We start from the raw sequence: 18932 nt of genomic DNA on the forward strand, positions 1-18932 counted from the left end.
TGGTTAACAGAAGGAGAGGTGATCGAGGTGCTGTTGCGGCTACGGGTGTCGCTGCCGGATCGGCCCGGCGTGCTGGGTCAGGTGGCTCGCGCGTTCGGCGTGATGGGCGCGGACATTCTCCAGGTCACCGTGCTGGAGCGGGAGGCCGGGCGGGCGGTCGACGACTTCACCGTCTCCTGGTCGGCGATCTTCAGCGCCGCCGAGCTGAGCGAGCGCATCTCGGTCGTGCCGGGCGTGCGGGTCGAGGCGGCCTGGCCGACCAGGGAACTGCCCGGCGCCAACCCCGACTACGACCTGCTCGGCCACATCGCGAGCGATCCCAGCCGTGCGGTGATCACCCTGGTCGACGCGGTGCCCGACCTGGTCAGCGCGGAATGGGCGGTCGCGCTCGACGCGGCCACCGGCGCGGTGATGCACGGCAGCTCGCAGGCCCCCGAGGTGGTGCCCGCCGCGAAGTTCACCACGATCCGGCCGACCGCGCACACCGAGGGCGCGCTGCACCTGGCCAGCGTGCCGGTCGAGGACGTGCACCTGGTGGTGGCCCGCCGGGAGGGACCGGCCTTCCACAAGGCCGAACTGGACCGCGTCGCCCGGCTGGTCGACGTGGTCTCCGTGCTGGCGCACGCCGGCGCGCAGCGGGCCTGACTGCGCCTGACTACCTGCGCGGCGGGTCGATCCTGGCGCCCGACTGCGTGAACAGCATCAGGCGGGAGACGTCCACGGCGACCCGGGCGTGCTCGCCGGCCTTCCAGAAGGGGCGCGAGCCGAGCCGTACGATCAGGTCGGCCCGGCGGTGCGAGCCGCTGCCGAGCGCGGCGGCGGTCGCCGACTGCACGGACTCGCCCTGCGCGAACTCCTGCTCGGCCGGGCCGAGCAGGCGGCGCATCATCGACCGCGCCTTCCCGACGCCGTTCCCGTGGCCGTTGGCGTATCCGTTGCGGATCCGCGGATCCGGCGGCTCCGGTACGGCCACCGCCGGGATGCCCGCCTCCACGTACGCCAGCCACTCGTGCCCGTGGTACTCCAGGGTCCGCACCCGGCCCATGAACGAGGGGCCGTCCACCTTCTCCGGCATCGGCGCGAGCGCGTCAGGACGGATGCCGACGATGATCTGGCTGCCCGTGTGTTGTGACACGGCGTAAGCGCGTGGATCGGTCCAGGGCATCGTGATCTGGTGCGTACCGAAGTCGAGGAGTATGAACTGGTTCTGTGGTGTACGCACCGTAGCCGCCAGCAGGTTGAGCTGCTGGGAGCTGAGGAAGGCCGCGGTGAACGCGGTGGCCGGGTCGTTGTAGACCTGGGCGGGGGTGCCGATGTCCTGCAGCACGCCCCGGTTCATGATGGCGATCCGGTCGGCCAGCGTGAGCGCCTCGACCTGATCGTGCGTGACGTAGATGGTGGTGACGCCGAGGGCGCGCACCAGGGACGAGATCTCCATGCGTAACTCGGTGCGCATGCCCGCGTCCAGGTTGGACAGCGGCTCGTCCATCAGGAACAGGGACGGCTGGCGCACGATCGCCCGGCCCATCGCGACCCGCTGGCGCTGGCCACCGGAGAGCGTTCCAGGCCGCCGGTCCAAAGTCTCGTCGATGTGCAGGGCCTTCGACAGCTCGATGACCCGTTCCTTGACCACGGCCGGGTCCGCCTTGGCGATCTCCAGCGGGAAGGAGAGGTTGCCGCGGACCGTGCGGTGCGGGTAGAGGGCGCCGTTCTGGAACACCATCGCCACGTCCCGGTCCCGGGGGGCCAGATGGTTGGCGATCTTGCCGCCGAGCCAGAGGTCGCCGCCGGTGATCTCCTCCAGACCGGCGATCATGCGCAGCAGGGTGGATTTGCCGCATCCGGAAGGGCCGAGCAGGACCAGGAGTTCACCGTCATCGGCACGCAGATTCATCCGGTCGACCGCGAGGTACCCACCCGGGTACACCTTGGTCACGTTGTCGAGGACGACCGTGCTCATGCCTGCTCCTCGCCTGGCGGCACGGATGTGCTCGTGCACTGTACGCGGGCCGTCATACCTCGCGAGCGGCGCTCGATCATGGAAACTCGTTCCTCCCGGGCGCGCAGTGCCCGGATCCCGCCATGTCAGTTGTGATTGATGAGGTAGTACATCGTGTCGGCACGGTCCATGTCCATACATGCCATGAAAAATGGGGAACGTGCCGGTTACTGCGGTGTTGCTGGGTCTTGACACATCCCTATTTGCCTTTACTGACAACGAATACCGGAGCGCCAAAATGGCGAAATATCGTCCAATCATGGGACGTTCCCAGGTCACAGTGTCGCATCGACGGGTTGGCAGGGTTTGCGGCAACTTTCTGTAAGGTCTTTCATGTTGATGAGATGACCTTCGCGACAATCGGGGACCCCAAGATGAGCGCACTCTCGCCTGACGTCCTGCCCGCCGAGCCGGTCCCGGCGACCCGCTGGTGGCGCGACGCCGTGATCTACCAGGTGTACGTGCGAAGCTTCGCCGACGGCAACGGCGACGGGATCGGCGACCTGCTCGGCGTCCGCAGCCGGCTGCGCTACCTGGCCGACCTGGGCGTCGACGCGATCTGGCTGACGCCGTTCTACCCGTCCCCGATGGCCGACTTCGGCTACGACGTGGCCGACTACCGGGGCGTCGACCCCGTGTTCGGCTCGCTGGAGGACGCCAGGGCGCTGATCGAGGACGCGCACGCGCTCGGGCTGCGGATCATCGTGGACGTGGTGCCCAACCACACCTCCGACCGGCACGCCTGGTTCGAGGCCGCCGTACAGGCCGGGCCCGGGTCGCCGGAACGCGAGCGCTACATCTTCCGCGACGGCGACGCGCCCCCCAACGACTGGGAGTCGATCTTCGGCGGCCCCGCCTGGACCCAGCTGCCGGACGGGCAGTGGTATCTGCACCTGTTCGCCCCGCAGCAGCCCGACCTCAACTGGGCGCACCCCGAGGTGCACGCCGAGTTCGCCGACGTGCTGCGGTTCTGGCTCGACCTGGGCGTGGACGGGTTCCGGATCGACGTCGCGCACGGCATGGTCAAGGCCGAGGGGCTGCCCGACGTGGGCTACTCGGGGCAGGCGCGGATGGTCGGCACCCAGGTCGTGCCGTACTTCGACCAGGACGGCGTGCACGAGATCCACCGCTCCTGGCGGCGCATCCTGGACGGCTACCCGGGCGAGCGCATCGGCGTCGCCGAGGCCTGGGCGCCCACCCCGCAGCGCCTGGCCAACTACGTCCGCCCCGACGAGCTGCACCAGGCGTTCAACTTCCACTTCCTCAACACCCCCTGGGACGCCGAGCGGTTCCGGCACGTGATCGAGGTGTCACTGGAGACGGTCGCGCTGGTCGGCGCCCCCGCCACCTGGGTGCTCTCCAACCACGACGTCAAACGCCACGTCACCCGCTACGGCGGCGGCGCCGCCGGCCTGGCCCGCGCCAAGGCCGCCGCCCTGCTGATGCTGGCGCTGCCCGGCTCCAGCTACGTCTACCAGGGCGAGGAGCTCGGCCTGCCGGAGGTGCTCGACCTGCCCGAGGAGGTGCTGTGCGACCCGCAGCGGCTGCGCGACGCCGAGAGCGGCCGGGACGGCTGCCGGGTCCCGCTCCCGTGGAGCGCCACCGGCGAGCCGCCGTTCGGCTTCTCCCCGCCCGGCATCACCGAGACCTGGCTCCCGGTCCCGCCCGCCTGGCGTGACCTGGCCGTGGAGACCCAGCTCGACGACCCGGACTCGATCCTCAACCTGTACACGCGGGCGCTGGCCATCAGGAAGGCCCACCCGTCGCTCGGCGACGGCGCCCTCACCTGGCGCCCGTCCCCGGACGGCGTGCTCGCCTTCGATCGCGGCCCCGCGTTCCGGTGCCTGATGAACCTCACCGCTGACTGGATTGAGGTGGATCGTCCGGGCGAGTCACTGCTTGCGAGCTCTAATCCATCAATTTCCGGCAATGTTGTACGGCTCGCTCCCGATTCGGCCACATGGTGGGCCGTGGAGAATGTCTAAAGTAACGGTCATGAACAACGCGCGGCTCTCCGACATCGCGGCCCAGGCAGGCGTCAGCGAAGCCACGGTAAGCCGTGTGCTCAACGGCAAGGCGGGGGTCTCGGCCGCCACCCGCCAGGCCGTGCTCACCGCGCTCGACCTGATGGGCTACGAGCGCCCCCAGCGGCTGCGGCAGCGCAGCAACGGCCTGATCGGCCTGGTCACCCCCGAACTGGACAACCCGATCTTCCCGGCCTTCGCCCAGGCCATCGAGAAGGCGCTCACCCAGCACGGGTACACGCCGATCCTGTGCACCCAGCTGCCCGGCGGCGCCCCCGAGGACGAGTTCACCGAGATGCTCATCGACCGGGGCGTCAGCGGCATCGTCTTCGTCTCCGGGCTGCACGCCGACACCACGGCCCGGATGGATCGTTACACCCGGCTGACCGACCGGGGCCTGCCGATCGTGCTGGTGGACGGCTACAACGAGAACATCCAGGCGCCGTTCATCTCGCCGGACGACCGGCTGGCCACCCGGCTGGCCGTGCAGCACCTGGTCGACCTCGGCCACGAGCGCATCGGCCTGGCCCTGGGGCAGCGCCGGTTCGTGCCGGTGATCAGGAAGATCGAGGGTTTCCGGCAGACCATGGGGCAGCTGCTCGGCGTCACCGACACCGCCGACCTGATCCAGCACTCGCTGTTCACCGTGGAGGGCGGCCAGGCCGCCGCCGGTGCGCTGATCGACCGCGGCTGCACCGGGCTGTTCTGCGCCAGCGACCTGATGGCCCTCGGCGCGGTCCGGGCCGCCAGGGAACGCGGCCTGTCGGTGCCCGGCGACGTCTCGGTGGTCGGCTTCGACGACTCGCCGCTGATCCCGTTCACCGACCCGCCGCTGACCACCGTGCGCAAGCCGATCGGCTCGATGGCCTCGGCCGCCGTGGAGACCCTGCTGGAGGTGATCGGCGGCACCCCCGCCAAGAACCTGGAGCTGGTCTTCCAGCCGGAGCTGGTCGTGCGCGGCTCCACCGGTTCCGGGCCGCTGGTCAACCGCTGACCCCGGCGGCCGGGAGCAGCATGATGCCCCGGTTGTACCAGCCCTCGACGCCGCTCTTGTAGACCTGGGGGGTGTCGTAGCGGAACCACTTCAGGGCGTAGCCCGGGGTGAGGGCGTAGACGACGCCGTCCAGGGACGTCACGTCCAGGTCCCCGATCCAGCCCTGGCCGTTGGGGCCGTACGCGTCGCCCTGCCAGGTGTAGCCGCCGAGCGCGCTGTTGAGATGCCGGAACCAGCGCAGGTCGCCCTTGGCGTCGATGGCGAAGACCACGCCCTGCCCGGTGGCGATCAGGCGGTCGTAGCCGCGCATGCCGTGCTTCACCAGCGCGCACGTGCCGTTGTCGGCCCAGGTGCCCGCCCCGAGATGCCGGTACCAGCACACCCCGCCGTCCTCGCGAAGGCCGTAGAAGACGTCGTACGCCCCCGTGAAGCTCTTGAACGAGGGAAGCCCGATCTTGATGAGCCTGCCGTCGCCCGCGTCCATCCGCCCGGACAGATAATCGAAGAGGAACATGCGCCCTTCGAAGTCGACCGCGTAGAGCGTGCCCGGATTTCCGGCGATAAGCCAGACGAAACGCTGCCAGCCTTCGCCCACTTCAATGCCGGGCGGGTCGGACCATCGTTTTTCGCCCCGCTCGAATCCGAGATGCTGGAAACGGCGGAGGATTCCGTCCCGGTCGACGGCGAAGATCGTGCCGTTGCCGGTGTAGACGATCTTGCGCTCGTTCTGGAACAGCTCGGGTGTGGGCGCCTGCGCGTCCGAGTACGCCAGGAAGGCGGGGATTCCGGCCAGCAGGGGAGCCAGCACCGCGCCGCAGACCCAGAGGATGATCTTCTGTCTGCCCGATTCCGAGGGCGCGCTGGAATTCGGGCGGACGCGGCGTTTCCTGCGATTCTGAACTGACATTCCCGCCTCGCTAGAGGGTGACTTCCGGAGTCAATCAAAGCCGAATGTCATCCACCACGCGGGCCTGAAAAGCAATTATTGATAATTGTGGAGCTTGTTGTGGAATGCCCGGAATATATGGAGAGGGCCCGTGACTTTCCCGGTTGGGAGTCACGGGCCCGTTACCCATGATCGTGTTTCCGGGTTTCGGACACGAGCATGGCCGTCGGCCCAGCCGAGGGAGGATGGCATGGGCCGACGAGGTCAGGAGTGTTATGGGAGTTGTAAGGCGGCGGCTTCCCCGGCGAGCTTCTCGATCCGGGCATAGTCGCCGGTCGCGAGCGCGTCGGCCGGGGTCAGCCAAGTGCCGCCGACGCATCCTACGTTAGGAAGGGCGAGATAGTCGCACGCGGTCTCCCTCCTGATCCCCCCGGTGGGGCAGAACCGCACCCCCGGGAGCGGCCCGCCCAGCGCCTTCAGGTACGGCACACCCCCCGCCGCCTCGGCCGGGAAGAACTTCATCTCCCGCAAACCGCGCTCGTACAGGCCGAGCACCTCCGAGGCGGTGGCCACGCCCGGCAGGAACGGCACGCCGCTCGCGCCCGTCGTGTCGATCAGCGCGTCGATCAGCGACGGCGTCGATCCGGGGGAGACCAGGAACCGGGAACCCGCCGCCACCGCCTTGGCGGCGTCGCCGGGGACCAGGATCGTGCCCGCGCCGATCACCGCGTCCGGAACCTCGGCGGCGATCCGCCTGATCGACTCCAGCGCGGCCGGAGTCCGCAGCGTCACCTCGATCACCGGCAGGCCGCCCGCCACCAGCGCGCGCGCCAGCGGCACCGCGGTCTCCACGTCCTCGATCACCACTACTGGGATGACCGGGGCGATATCCAGAATGCTCATACCAGCTCCACGCTGCCCGCCCGCTGCGCCAGCCACGCCGTCGCGCCGGTCAGCGCGGGCTGCTCGGCCACGATCAACGAGGTCGCGATCGGGCTCAGATAGTCCACCAGCCCAGGGCTGGTCTGCTCGAACCTGGTCCGGAACTCGCTGTCCCTGACCCGCGTCACGATCCTGGGCAGCACGCCGCCGCCCAGGTAGACCCCGCCGCGCGCGCCCATCGTCAGCGCGACGTTCCCGGCGAACCCGCCCAGCAGGGCCAGGAACACCTCGATCGTCTCCACCGACAGCGCGTCGTCGGCCGCCACGATCTCCGACGCCGTCTTGCGCCCCGCGCCGATCCCCCGGACCAGCGAGAGCCCCCGGTAGAGGCGGGGCAGCCCGGACCCGGACAGCAGGTGCTCGGCGTCCACATACGGCAGGCCGTCCGCGCGCAGCGCCCGGACGATCTCGAACTCCAGGTCGGTGACGCACGGGATGGACACGTGCCCGCCCTCGCCCGGCACCGGCACCCAGCCGGAGCCGGCCGGGACCAGACCGGCCACGCCGAGGCCCGTGCCCGGGCCGAGCACGGCCTTGACCATGCCCGCCGTCGGGGCGGGCCCGCCGAGCGGGGTGAGGTCGTCGCCCGCCAGGTGCGGCAGCGAGACCGCGAGAGCCTCGAAGTCGTTCAGCAGTTCCACATGCGGGATGGCCAGTTCCTGGACGGAACCGCTCCAGGACGCGTTGGTGAGGCGATAGGTGTCTCCTTTCACCGGTCCGGCGATCGCCAGGCACGCGGCCCCCGGCCGAACTCCGCCCGCATGGTCTGCGAGATAGGCGGCTACGGCATCGGCTAGGCCTTGTCGCTCGGCGACGTTCAGGACGGCCACCGATTCCGGCTGCGAGCCGGACTGGGTGACGATTCCGAAACGTGCGTTGGTGCCGCCGATGTCGGCGACGAGCCAGGGGTAGCTCACTTAGAACCCTCCGAAGATGCTGGCACCGCGTTCCGCGGGTCCAACCGTACGACGGAAGGCCGCAAAAAGCTCGCGCCCGGTTCCAACCCATTTGTCGGCCGGGGGCGGGAAGCCCGCCGGCGTGCGTCCCGACAGGTCGGTCAGCACGTCAAGCGTGCCGGCGACCGAGTCGAGACGGATGGGATCGCCGTCACGCAGCAGCGCGAGGGCGCCACCGTCCGCGGCCTCGGGGGAGAGGTGGATCGCGGCCGGGACCTTGCCCGACGCGCCGGACATCCGGCCGTCGGTGACGATCGCCACCTGCTGTCCCCGGTCCAGCAGGACGGCCAGCGGCGGCGTGAGCTTGTGCAGTTCGGGCATGCCGTTCGCGCTCGGCCCCTGATACCGGACGACGGCCACGAAATCCTGCCCGTCCAGCTCGCCCCGCTCGAACGCGCCGAGGAGGTCGCGCTGGTCGTCGAACACCTTCGCGGGGGCTTCGATGACGAGGTGCTCCGGCTTGACCGCCGAGACCTTGCTCACCGCGCGCCCCAGATTGCCCGAGATCATATGAATTCCCCCGTCGAGGGAGAAAGGTTCACTCGCCGGGCGAAGCACGTCCAGATCGCCGCTACCGCCGTTCCGCTCGGTCCAGACGACCTCCAGGTCCTTCAACTCGGGGACGTTCAGGTACGACCGCAGCCCCCGGCCCGCGACCGTGAGCACGTCCTCCCAGAGCAGCCCCGCCTCCAGCAGCGTGCCGATGAACACCGGCATGCCCCCCGCGGCCTGGAAGTGGTTCACGTCGGCCTGGCCGTTCGGGTACATCCGCGCCACCGACGGGACGACCTTCGACAGGTCGGCCATGTCATCCCAGGTGAGCTCGATCCCGGCGGCCGCCGCCATCGCGACCAGGTGCATCGTGTGGTTGGTGGAACCGCCGGAGGCCAGCAGCGCGACCACCGCGTTCACGATCGCCCGCTCGTCCACGACATGCCCGATCGGCGTGTACTCGCCGCCGTGCGCGGTCAGCTCCACGATCCGCCGCCCCGCGGCCTGGGTGAGCGCCTGCCGCAGCTCCGTACGCGGATTGACGAACGTCGCGCCCGGCAGGTGCAGCCCCATGACCTCGATCAGCAGCTGGTTGGAGTTGGCCGTGCCGTAGAACGTGCAGGTCCCGGGGGAGTGGTAGGACTCGGCCTCCGCGTCCAGCATCTCGTCCCTGGAGATCCGGCCCTCGGCGAACCGCTGCCGGGCCCGCGCCTTGACCTTGTTCGGCAGGCCCGAGGTCATCGGCCCCGCGGGCACGAACATCGCGGGCAGGTGCCCGAACCGCAGCGCCCCGATGAACAGCCCCGGCACGATCTTGTCGCACACCCCGAGCAGCAGCGCCGCGTCGAACATGTCATGCGACAGCGCGACCGCCGTGGACATCGCGATCAGGTCCCGGCTGTAGAGCGACAGCTCCATCCCCGCCCGCCCCTGCGTGACCCCGTCACACATGGCCGGCACCCCGCCCGCCACCTGCGCCACCCCGCCCGCCGCCCGCACCGCGTGCTTCAACTCCCGCGGATAGGTCTCGTACGGCTGATGCGCCGACAGCATGTCGTTGTACGACGTCACGATCGCCACACCCGGCCGGACGGCGGCGCGTAACGCGGGCTTGTCCCCCTCGGCCGCCGCGAAGCCGTGCGCGAGGTTGGCGCACGCGAGCCGTCCCCGGGCCGGGCCCTCGGCGCGCAGCTCGGCGGCGGCCTGGTCCACGCGGGCCAGGTACGCGGCGCGGCTCGCGCGGCCACGGCTCCTGATCCGCTCGGTGACCTCGTGGACGATCGGGTGCATCGGGGGCTCCTGACTCATGTGACACGAGGGACATTAGCGCGAAGTTATGTGCTCTTTCAAGCCGAGTTTTGTAACTCCGAATAGAAAAGTCGTTGAACTTTGGTTCGTTCGTGTGCTTAGCTTCGGCGTGATGTCACGTCTAGCCACGACCGGCGAGGTCCTTCAGCTCATCCGGACCGGAGAGGCGGTGACCCGCGCCGACCTCGGCAGGGTGACCGGCCTGTCCCGGCCCGCCGTGGTGCACCGGGTGACCGAACTGCTCCAGCGCGGCCTCGTCGTGGAGGACGCGGAAGGCCCGTCCACGGGGGGCCGCCCGCCCGTGCGGCTGCGGTTCAACACGGCCGGGGGGTTCGTGCCGGTGGCGTCGCTGGGCGCGAGCCGTACCCAGATCGCGGTCTGCGACCTGTCCGGCGCCATCCTGGACCGCACCGAGGTGGTCATCGACGTCGAGGAAGGCCCCGGCGTCGTGCTCCCGCTCGTCATGGACACCTGGGACAAGCTGCTCTACGGCCGCGCCCCGGTCGTCGGCGTCGGCCTCGGCGTGCCCGCCACCGTCGAGTTCGCCGCCGGGCGCACCGAATCGGCCCGCGTGATGGCCAGCTGGACCGGCGTCGAGATCCCGCCCCTGATCGCCGCCCGCTTCCCCGTCCCCGTCCTGGTCGACAACGACGTCAACGTGATCGCCATGGGCGAGCACCGCGCCGCCTACGCCGCCGAACTCGGCGACCTGCTGTTCGTGAAGGTCTCCACCCGCATCGGCGCCGGCGTCATCTCCAGCGGCTCCATTCTGCGCGGCGCCCTCGGCGCGGCCGGCGAGATCGGCCACATCCCCGTCCGCGACGGCGGCGGCGTGCTCTGCCGCTGCGGCAACACCGACTGCGTCGACTCCCTGGCCAGCGGCACCGCCATCCTCCGCGACCTGCGCGCCAAAGGCCGCGACGTCCACACCCTCGCCGACGTCACCGCCCTCGTCCGCGCCGGCGACGCCGAGACCATGGCCGTCGTCCGCCAGGCCGGCCGCCACCTCGGCGAGGTCATCTCCGGCGCCGTCAACCTCCTCAACCCCGCTGTCGTCGTTCTAGGCGGCGACGTCGCCGAAATGTTCCAGCCCCTCGTCTCCGGCGTCCGCGAAGTCGTCTACCGCCGCTCCACCCAACTGGCCACCCGCACCCTCCGCATCGAACGCACCCGCCTCGGCCCCGCCGCCGGCCTCACCGGCTCCGCCCTCCTGGTCACCGACCACATCCTGTCCCCAGAGGCCATCTAGGGTTCGCCGCCGGGCGGACCCAGGACTCAGCCGCGCCCAGCCGGCCACGCCGAGGGGTCCGCCGAGGGCTCGCCGGGGAGGCCGGGTCCGAGCAGCCGGCCGAGCGCCTTGTCGAGGGCGTCGCGGATCTCCTCGGAGGCACACGCGAAGGCGCCCGGGGCGGGAGCTACCTCCGATGACGGCACCGGGACACAGGTGAGCCCGGATCGGTCATCGAGGGCGAGGTGCTCCTCGTGGGCCAGCGCCACGCTCGCGTAGGCGGCCACGCGCCCATCCAGCACCGCGGCGGCCGCCTCGTCGTAGGTGTCGAACTCGACGAGATCAGCGGGAGCGACTCCGTGCCGCAGCGCGTGATCCCGCTGCACCTGCCCCGACAGCACCGCCACCATGAACTCTCCCTCCGCGAGCGCGGCGTAGCCGGAGATGTACCGATGGGAGTCGCTCACGAGCAGTCCGTCACGAAGTGACCAAACGGGGCGTGTGAAGAATGCCCGCCGCTCCCGCTCGGGCGTGATGAACATGCCCGTCGTCACGTCCCACCGGTCGTCCTCGAGTCCGGGGAGCATCTCGCCGAACGTGGCATGGACCGGTTCGAAGGGATGCCCGAGCACGGCGAACGCCGCGCGGGCGAGCGCCACATCGCACCCGGCCAGGACACCGTCAGTCTCGTAGTTGAACGGTCGTTCGTCGATCCATGCGAATCTCATGTCCGGATTCCTGTCACTCGACCCGGAGTCGCCACGATCGGGGCGCTCTCGGCTCCGCTGGTATCGCGTCCGCCGCCGTCGCGGAAGCGCTCGACCGACAGGCGAGTCGCGTCGTAGCTCGTGATCGCTCCGTCGGCGACCTGCTCGGCCACGACCCGCCCAAGCTCGGGCGCCTGCATGATTCCGTGTCCGGAGAGGCCACACAGGTTGATCCAGGTCGGGGCCGACGGCTCCGGGCCAAGGATCGCGTCATGGTCGGGGGTGTTCTCGTAAGGGCCGGCCCAACTGGCCGACCTGTCGAGGGGAAGATCGAGGAGGAATGGGAAGCGGTCGGCGGCAAGGGTCATGACTCCTTCCAGCCATTCCCAGTCCAGTTGGGTGTTGAATCCGCCGGGTTCGTCTGGTCGGGGTGCCCCGAACAGCAGGCGGCTTCCCTCGGAGCGGACCCAGAGACTCCTCCCGCAGTCGATGGTGAGGGGAACGAGCTTGTCCACCGTGCCGGCGGCGGTCGCGTAGACATTGTGCCGGACAGGGACGACCGGGAGCTCGAAGCCCGCGAGCGCACCGACCTCGCCGGCCCAACCGCCCGCGGTATTCACCACGTATTCACCGCTGACGGCCCGATCAGCCGCACCCACGAGCCAGGAGCCGTCAGGCTGGGCCTCGATCCGGTCGACCGGGAAGCGGTAGATCACCTTGGCCGCCCGCCGCTTCGCCAATTCGAGCAGGGCACCGGTCGCGCCGTGGGGATCCAGCTGCCCGTCTGTCGGGCACCATGTCGCACCGGCGATGCCGCCGGACTCGAATGACGAGATCGCTTGCGCCTCCTCCGGCGTGAGCACCTCGACTGGCACTCCGAAGGACCGCTGCGTCTCGACCGCCTCAAGCTGCCGTGCCCACGTGTCCTCGGGGAAGAGAAGGAGGTAGCCGTTGGGCAGGTAGCCCACGTCGAACCCGTAGGTCTTCTCGAAGTCGCGCCACCGCTGGATGCTTCGCCAGGAGAGTTCGATGTTGAGCGGGTCGGCCCATTGGGCACGGACGGAGGCGAGGGAAAGCCCGGTGGATCCCTCGGCGTAGCCGGTTCTCGCCTCCACCACCGCGACCCGCAGGCCGCGTTCGGCGAGGTGGAACGCGCTGCTGGCGCCAAGCACCCCGGCACCGATCACGACGACGTCGTACTTCTGCCGCGTCATGGGAATCCTCCGGAAACAGATGCGACGACCCGTCCAAGCTGCGCCCAGTGATCCCCGCTCAAGAAGCTTGTCTCTCACATAGTGATAATGTGACGCCTATGACTTCCAGCGGTGTCCAGTCTGTCCGTCGAGTCGCCGAGGTGCTCCAGGTGCTCTCGGAAGGCCGCCGTCCGATGTCGGTGTCCGGCATCGCCCGCCATGTCGAACTGCCGGTCAGCACGACATACCGGCTCGTCGCCTCCTTGGAGTCGGCGGGGATGGTCCAGCGGCTGCCCGATGGGAACATCGGGCTGGGCGTCGCCACGCTCGACCTGGCCAACGCGGCACGACGGCACACCGAGGTGGGAATCCTGTGGGCGATCCGGCCCACGATGCAGTGGCTGGTCCAGCAGACCCACGAGACGGTGCTTCTCATGATGCCGGCCGGGTCGCAGGCCGTCTGCGTGGAGCAGGTGTACAGTTTCCACCCCGTGCGCCTCAGCTACGAGGTGGGCCGCGCCATGCCGCTGTACGCCGGCGCTTCCAACAAGGTGATTCTCGCCTTCCTCGACCGGCGGCGCCGCGAGAGCATCGTGGCCGACGCCGACGGCAAGGCGCTCATCGCGGGCGGCACCGTGTCCCGAGACGCGCTCGAACGCGAACTGGAAGACATTCGCGCGGCGGGCTACTGCGTGACCGACGGCGAGATCAACCCCGGCACGACGGGCCTGGCCGTGCCACTCACCCACAAGAAGCGGGTGCTCGCGAGCCTCACCGTGGCGGGCCCCAGTGAGCGCATCCGGACGCGGATCACGCCGTACCTGGGTCTCCTCCAACAGGCCGCGACCCGGCTTGACGGCTCCTGGGGCTGACCTCCTCCAGCGACTGCGCGCACACGTTCTCATTCTCACTATGCGATAGACGCGCTACGTGATCCCCGGTGGCCCGGCGCACGATCGAGAGCATGACCCCTCGCGCCACATGTGACCTGGCAATCCTCGGGGGGACCGTATATCTCCCCAACGGTCCTCAGCTCGCCGACGTCGGTGTTCGAGACGGCGCCATCAGCGTGGTCGCGACACCCGGAACGCTGACCGCGGCGACGAAGACGATCAACGCCAAGGGACTGCACGTTCTGCCCGGCCTGTGGCACACGCACTGCCACTTCCGCGACCCGGGCTACCCGGAGAAGGAGGACTTCGAGTCCGGCACGCGAGCCGCGGCCGCCGGCGGCATCACCTTCTGCATCGACCAGCCCAACACCAGCCCGCCGCCGACCACGCTGGAGACCTTCGAGCGGAAGCGCGACATCGCGGCCCGCAAGGCCCACGTCGACTTCGGCATCAACGGCGGTGGCCTGATCCCTGACCAGGTCTCGCTCCTGGCCAAGGCAGGCGCGATCTCGGTCAAGGCGTTCAACACCCGCCACCCCAAGGATGCCTACCCCTACATCCCCGAACTGGGTGTCACCGACCGCGGTGTGCTCTACGAGCTCTACGAAGCCGCGGCGGACGCCGGCGTGGTCATGTCCGTTCACCACGACGACTCGGCCTGGACCAAGCGCATGGTCTTCCGCGACTACATCGACAAGAGCAAGATCGACAACCGGTCCTACAGGGAGGCCTACGAGAAGGGCTACATGTACGGCCACGGCATGGTCGCCGGTCTCGCGTCCTCGCTCTACTACGCGCACCTGGCCGGCGCCCGGCTCTACGTGCTGCACCTGGGCGTCATGCCGGTCGGCGCGTACGACCTGATCAAGTTCGCCAAGCGGGAGTGGGGCCAGCGGGTCTACGCCGAGCTCGAGGCGGGCGCCATGCTCATGAACCGCGCGCAGGCCGAGAAGATGGGCCCCTTCAGCTACTACTGGGCGCACAGCCCCGAGCGGGCCTGGCAGTCGCTCGACGAGGACGTCGCGGACGTGCTCGTCCTTGAGCACGCGCCGCACACCCGCGAAGAGGTCGAGCCCGGCTGGGAGGACAGCTTCTCCGTGCCCCTCGGCGTCACCGGAGTCCAGGAATTCGTTCCGCTCATGCTCACGCAGGTCAATGCCGGGCGCCTCACCCTGGAGCGGCTCGCTCGGTTCAGCTCCGAGCAGCCCGCAAAGATCTTCGGCCAGTACCCGAAGAAGGGCGCCATCCTGCCCGGCTCCGACGCCGACTTCACGATCGTGGATCTGAACCAGGAGAACGTCCTCGCTGACGAGGACATGCACTCCAAGGTCGGCTTCACCTCGTGGGCGGGCATGCCGACCAAGGGCGCCCCCGTCTACACGCTCGTGCGCGGAGAGATCGTCATGGACCACGGCGAGGTCAGGTCCTCGCCGGGGTTCGGCCGGTTCACCCCCGGCTCCGCCGCTAGTGGCGGTTGGGGCACATGAGGGAGGCGAGGGCGTGTTCGAGTTCGTCGGGGGAGGTGATGGGGGTGGGCCAGGGGAGGCGGAGGAGGTGGTCGGGGGCGGTGCGGATGGTGGTGCCGTAGCGGTCCAGTTCCCAGATCCAGGCGTTGGGGACGGGGGTGCCGAGGAGGGCGGTCATGGCGTGGACGAGTTGGGGGCGGTGGGAGGAGTTGACGTGGTGGAGGATGCGTTCGGCGGCGTCTAGGAGGGGGTCGGGGGCGGCGGTGAAGTAGTCCTCGGCGTCCAGGACGCCGGATTCCTGGCCGGTGAGGTAGACGACTTGGGCGGCGTCGACGCGGAGGAGGCGGGGGCCGCGGGATTCGATGGCGGCGAAGAGGTCCTCGTCGGGGCAGCGTTCGGAGATGGCGATCGCGGTGTCGCGGATCTGCTCGGGGGGCACGGGCTGGGCCCAGCCGCGGACTTTGAGCATGCCGCGGGCGCGGTCCACGCCGTCGATGGCGCGGGTGGCGACCAGGTCGACGGTGACGACGATCTCGTCCGTCAGGTCGTACAGGAGTTCGGCGGGCTTGACCAGGAGGACCGGGCGGCCTTGGGCGTCGACGCCGCCGCGGACGGCGGCGGCGGGGAGGGCCGAGCCCGCGACGGAGACGTGGGTGGGGGCGGCGCCGGCGGCGAGGCTGCGGACGCGCTCGGGGATGGGCGGTGCCGTGACCGGGTGCTGCATGACGCTCCTTCTGGCGATGGGCTAAGGTTAGTCTTACCTAAGTAAGGCTTACCTAACCACAAAGGAGCGAGCGTGCGCTACACGGGTCCGAAGGTGCGGCTGTCCCGGCGGGCGGGGGTCCCGCTGACGCGGAAGGCGGTGAAGTACTTCGAGCAGCGGCCGTACCCGCCCGGGGAGCACGGGCGCAAGACCAACCGGCGGAGCGCGGGGGACTACGGGGTGCGGCTGCTGGAGAAGCAGAAGCTGCGCTGGTACTACGACGTCTCGGAGCGGCAGCTGCGGCGGTACTGGGATCTCGCGCTGCGCCGTCCCGGCCGGTCGGGGGAGGAGCTGGTGTCGATCCTGGAGACCCGGCTGGCGTCGGTGGTGCTGCGCGCGGGCCTCGCGCCGTCGATCTACGCGGCCCGGCAGTACGTCAACCACGGTCACATCACCGTGGACGGGAAGAAGGTCGACATCCCCAGCTACCTGGTCAAGCCGGGACAGGTGATCGGCGTCCGGGCCAAGTCCCGGGCGACGCAGCCGTTCGTGGCCGCGGCCGAGGGCTTGTACGCCGATGACCGGATCGCGCCGTATCTATCGGTGGACCACAAGAACCTGACCGCCACCCTGCTGAGCCGTCCCCTTCGGGAGCAGATCGTGGTCCCGGTGGACGAGCAGCTGGTCGTCGAGCACTACTCCCGCTGAGCCGGGAGCCCGCCGCCGATCTCCGCCTGCGCGGGTGCGGACCGGCGGCGGGCTTCCTCATCCCTCGGCCTCGGACAGGTAACGCGCGAGTTGCTCGTGCACCGACCGCGCGCCGCGCCGGTTGTCGATCTCCAGGTACGGCACGGCAGGCGGTTCGTCCACTCTTATCGCGTCCAGGAACGCCGGAAAATTCGCGAGTTTTCCGGTGTCTCTGGGCGAGGCCCGGGCGATCAGGCGTTCGCGCAGGGTCTCCGCGTCGGAGCGTACCCAGAGGAGATGGACGGGAGAGCCGCCCAGGTCCTTCACCCAGAGCCGCCAGCGTTCGGCGTCGTGCACCTGACCGGTGAAGGGCCCGCTGAGCAGGACGGGGCAGCCGTGTGAGCGGATCTCCCGCGCGGTCGCCGTCAGGCCCTGGTATTCGTGGCGTTTGATGTGCTCGTCATACCAGGGACCCTCGCGTTCGCCCGGCGGGCGGTCGTGGGAGGCCAGGGTGGCCGCGACGAAGTCGCCGTAGAGGGTGTCCTTGTCCAGGAGCGCCGGGACCGGGCGCAGGCGGGACAGCAGGGCCGCGCACACGGTCGACTTGCCGGAGCCGGGCGGGCCCGAGACCACCCAGACGGTCAACGCGGCGGGCCGAACGGCTCGATCCGGGGGTCCGACCAGGGGCCCTCGAAGTCGTGCCCTTCGTCGGCGAGCTTGGCGGCGGCCTCCGGCGTGACCCGCATGCCGTAGCTGCCTTTGTCCGGATCCAGTGGGATCAGGCCGTAGCCGAGGTCGACGTCCTGCTTGGTCAGGCCGAGCTTGCGGAGCGCGAGGTCCATCGTCGCTCCCCGCGTGAGCCGTACGGTGATGAGAACCATGGCGTCATGCCGCTCTGTCCGCCCTGCTGCGCAGGGCTCCGATGATTCCGGCCACGTCCACGATGCCGTAGCCGTAGTCATAGTCATACCCGAGCTCGCCGCGATCATCGGCGCTGCGGCGGAGCAGTGTGCGGAGCTGGCCGGGGGACAGGCGGGCGGCGGGCCACTGGGTGCGGATCGCGGCGACTAGACCGGCCGCGACGGGGCAGGCGGCGGAGGTGCCGGAGTCCGGGGACTCCTCGCCGAACGCGCGAGATCCGGCGAAGTGGGTGTATGCGCAAATATCCGGTTTGCGTTCGGTCAGCCGCCCAGGCCCCTGGGAGGAGTAGCCGACGCGTTCCCCGGTGATGTCCACGCCGCCGACGGACAGGACCTTCGGGTGCGAGTTGGCGCCCGAGATCGGCCGGTCGGGGTAGGCGCAGCGGCCGTCCGGGCAGTCCCGGCCGCAGTTCCCGGCCGCGAACAGCAGATCTGCACCGGCTTCGGCGAGGCTGCCCACGATCAGATTGAACGGGTGCGCGGGGTTGTCGGAGTAGTTACCGGGATGTCCGGGCGTGAAATCCCAGCGCGGCGAGAACGAGCCCCAGCTGTTCGTGACCACCAGCGAGCGGGTCGCGGCGGGCTGCGCGTCCAGGACGGTACGCAGATGCGCGAACGCCGCCACCGCGTCGGAGAGCAGCCCGTCCAGCGCGGAACCGCCGGGACGCTCCGACAGCAGCACCGGGATGTCGATCAGCGACGCCTGCGGGGCGGCGATCAGCGCGTCGAACGCGCACATCGAGCCGTGGTCGACCGCGAACTCGCCGGGACCGCCCGCCACGCCGGGCGGAGTCCAGCTGCGCTCCTGGTCGATGGTCAGGCCCCGCCCGAGCCGCCGCGCCACATGGGCGGCGTTGATGCCCGTGTCGGTGACGGCCAGCGTGACCCCGGACCCGTCCAGCCCCTCGGCGATCAGCTCGCTCACCCGCAGCAGCCGCCCGACGTCCTGCCAGTCCCCGACCGGCGGATTGCCCCCGCACGTGAGCGAGGTCTCGATGACCGGATCGGCGTAGACGGCCACCACGTCGCGGCGGCCGGGCAGCAGCGACATGCGGATGTTCACCTCGTCGTCGGACACCTCGCCGCGCAGCACCACCGAGGCGTCGTCCGGCGCCATCGAATAGACGAGGGGCTGGTTCAACGACAGCGGGTCGCCGCTGGGCGAGGCGGGCACGGGACGGGGCACCGCCACCGGGGTGAAGGAGTGGTCCAGCACGACGCCTGGCAGGCCGTCGGACACGTCGGAGGTGGTGGCGACCATGGTCGGGTCGGCCACGGCGGCGACGAGGTCGGGGGAGGGGCGGAGCTGGATCAGAACACGCATGCGTCACTCCGGAGCAGGGGGTTGCCGGACTTGACCACCCTCGTACATCGCCCGCGACCGCGTCCACCCGCATAAAGACCGTCATACACGCCCTGACCGGGCGATACGTCACGAAAATCCAAGGGGCGAGTTGGCCCCCGGGATTGTCACGGCCGCTGTCCTGGGGGAACCACGGGGATGACGGGGGCAGGCGGAGCCCGAGGGAAGGGC

18 protein-coding genes are annotated in these 18932 nt (G+C 69.9%); 7 read left to right on the plus strand and 11 right to left on the minus strand.

Going from position 1 to position 18932, the window contains the following annotated elements:
* Positions 1-18 precede the first annotated feature (18 nt).
* A complete protein-coding gene (locus Aple_RS42395) occupies positions 19-645 on the plus strand; it encodes an ACT domain-containing protein (RefSeq protein WP_246265170.1) in 627 nt (208 codons plus the stop codon).
* Between the two features lie 10 nt (positions 646-655).
* On the opposite strand, the gene Aple_RS42400 is transcribed toward Aple_RS42395, so the two are convergent.
* A complete protein-coding gene (locus Aple_RS42400; RefSeq protein WP_155350428.1) occupies positions 656-1960 on the minus strand; it encodes an ABC transporter ATP-binding protein in 1305 nt (434 codons plus the stop codon).
* A 413-nt stretch (positions 1961-2373) separates the two neighbouring features.
* On the opposite strand from Aple_RS42400, the gene Aple_RS42405 reads away from it, so the two are divergent.
* Positions 2374-3984 (plus strand): glycoside hydrolase family 13 protein, encoded by a 1611-nt coding sequence (locus Aple_RS42405; RefSeq protein WP_155350447.1) that lies wholly within the window; start codon positions 2374-2376, stop codon positions 3982-3984.
* A 10-nt stretch (positions 3985-3994) separates the two neighbouring features.
* Entirely contained in the window at positions 3995-5017 is a 1023-nt protein-coding gene (locus Aple_RS42410) for a LacI family DNA-binding transcriptional regulator (RefSeq protein WP_174889953.1), read from the plus strand.
* Here Aple_RS42410 and Aple_RS42415 read toward each other — a convergent pair.
* From Aple_RS42415 to edd, 4 genes are all read right to left on the minus strand, one after another.
* On the minus strand, positions 5007-5924 hold the full coding sequence (locus tag Aple_RS42415; protein ID WP_155350430.1) for a tachylectin-related carbohydrate-binding protein: 918 nt from the start codon (positions 5922-5924) through the stop codon (positions 5007-5009). The genes Aple_RS42410 and Aple_RS42415 overlap by 11 nt on opposite strands.
* Before the next feature lie 252 nt (positions 5925-6176).
* Positions 6177-6806, minus strand: coding sequence for a bifunctional 4-hydroxy-2-oxoglutarate aldolase/2-dehydro-3-deoxy-phosphogluconate aldolase (locus tag Aple_RS42420; RefSeq protein ID WP_155350431.1), 630 nt, complete (start codon positions 6804-6806; stop codon positions 6177-6179).
* Complete coding sequence (locus Aple_RS42425; RefSeq protein ID WP_155350432.1) at positions 6803-7762, minus strand: glucokinase; 960 nt, start codon at positions 7760-7762, stop codon at positions 6803-6805. The genes Aple_RS42420 and Aple_RS42425 overlap by 4 nt, the downstream gene beginning before the upstream one ends.
* Positions 7763-9583 (minus strand): phosphogluconate dehydratase, encoded by a 1821-nt coding sequence (gene edd, locus Aple_RS42430; RefSeq protein ID WP_218038783.1) that lies wholly within the window; start codon positions 9581-9583, stop codon positions 7763-7765.
* A gap of 130 nt (positions 9584-9713) precedes the next feature.
* Between edd and Aple_RS42435 the strand changes: the two genes are divergently transcribed.
* A complete protein-coding gene (locus Aple_RS42435) occupies positions 9714-10850 on the plus strand; it encodes an ROK family transcriptional regulator (protein ID WP_155350434.1) in 1137 nt (378 codons plus the stop codon).
* A 26-nt stretch (positions 10851-10876) separates the two neighbouring features.
* On the opposite strand, the gene Aple_RS42440 is transcribed toward Aple_RS42435, so the two are convergent.
* Both Aple_RS42440 and Aple_RS42445 read right to left on the minus strand, forming a co-directional pair.
* Complete coding sequence (locus Aple_RS42440) at positions 10877-11557, minus strand: transporter substrate-binding domain-containing protein (protein ID WP_155350435.1); 681 nt, start codon at positions 11555-11557, stop codon at positions 10877-10879.
* The gene (locus Aple_RS42445; RefSeq protein ID WP_155350436.1) at positions 11554-12750 is read right to left on the minus strand and encodes an NAD(P)/FAD-dependent oxidoreductase; all 1197 of its coding nucleotides are present in this window, start codon (positions 12748-12750) and stop codon (positions 11554-11556) included. Before Aple_RS42445 ends, Aple_RS42440 begins: the two co-directional genes overlap by 4 nt.
* A gap of 98 nt (positions 12751-12848) precedes the next feature.
* Here Aple_RS42445 and Aple_RS42450 point away from each other — a divergent pair, with 98 nt between their 5' ends.
* Positions 12849-13601: an IclR family transcriptional regulator gene (locus Aple_RS42450; RefSeq protein WP_155350437.1), complete on the plus strand. Its 753-nt coding sequence runs from the start codon at positions 12849-12851 to the stop codon at positions 13599-13601.
* Between the two features lie 92 nt (positions 13602-13693).
* Positions 13694-15109, plus strand: coding sequence for a dihydroorotase (locus Aple_RS42455; protein WP_155350438.1), 1416 nt, complete (start codon positions 13694-13696; stop codon positions 15107-15109).
* Here Aple_RS42455 and Aple_RS42460 read toward each other — a convergent pair.
* Positions 15087-15812, minus strand: a complete 726-nt coding sequence (locus tag Aple_RS42460) for a DUF2470 domain-containing protein (RefSeq protein WP_155350439.1) — start codon at positions 15810-15812, stop codon at positions 15087-15089. The genes Aple_RS42455 and Aple_RS42460 overlap by 23 nt on opposite strands.
* Before the next feature lie 72 nt (positions 15813-15884).
* On the opposite strand from Aple_RS42460, the gene rpsD reads away from it, so the two are divergent.
* Positions 15885-16499 (plus strand): 30S ribosomal protein S4, encoded by a 615-nt coding sequence (gene rpsD / locus Aple_RS42465; protein WP_155350440.1) that lies wholly within the window; start codon positions 15885-15887, stop codon positions 16497-16499.
* A gap of 57 nt (positions 16500-16556) precedes the next feature.
* Here the strand turns inward: rpsD and Aple_RS42470 are convergent, their stop codons facing one another.
* Genes Aple_RS42470 through Aple_RS42480 form a run of 3 tightly spaced genes read right to left on the minus strand, consistent with a single transcriptional unit; the run spans position 16557 to position 18722 of the window.
* Entirely contained in the window at positions 16557-17123 is a 567-nt protein-coding gene (locus Aple_RS42470) for a P-loop nucleotide/nucleoside kinase family protein (RefSeq protein WP_155350441.1), read from the minus strand.
* Positions 17120-17359, minus strand: coding sequence for a hypothetical protein (locus Aple_RS42475; protein WP_155350442.1), 240 nt, complete (start codon positions 17357-17359; stop codon positions 17120-17122). The genes Aple_RS42470 and Aple_RS42475 overlap by 4 nt, the downstream gene beginning before the upstream one ends.
* 4 nt (positions 17360-17363) lie before the next feature.
* Positions 17364-18722, minus strand: coding sequence for a S8 family peptidase (locus Aple_RS42480; RefSeq protein ID WP_155350443.1), 1359 nt, complete (start codon positions 18720-18722; stop codon positions 17364-17366).
* Positions 18723-18932: the final 210 nt, after the last annotated feature.

Origin of the sequence: Acrocarpospora pleiomorpha, assembly GCF_009687885.1 — a bacterium.
Taxonomy (GTDB): domain Bacteria; phylum Actinomycetota; class Actinomycetes; order Streptosporangiales; family Streptosporangiaceae; genus Acrocarpospora; species Acrocarpospora pleiomorpha.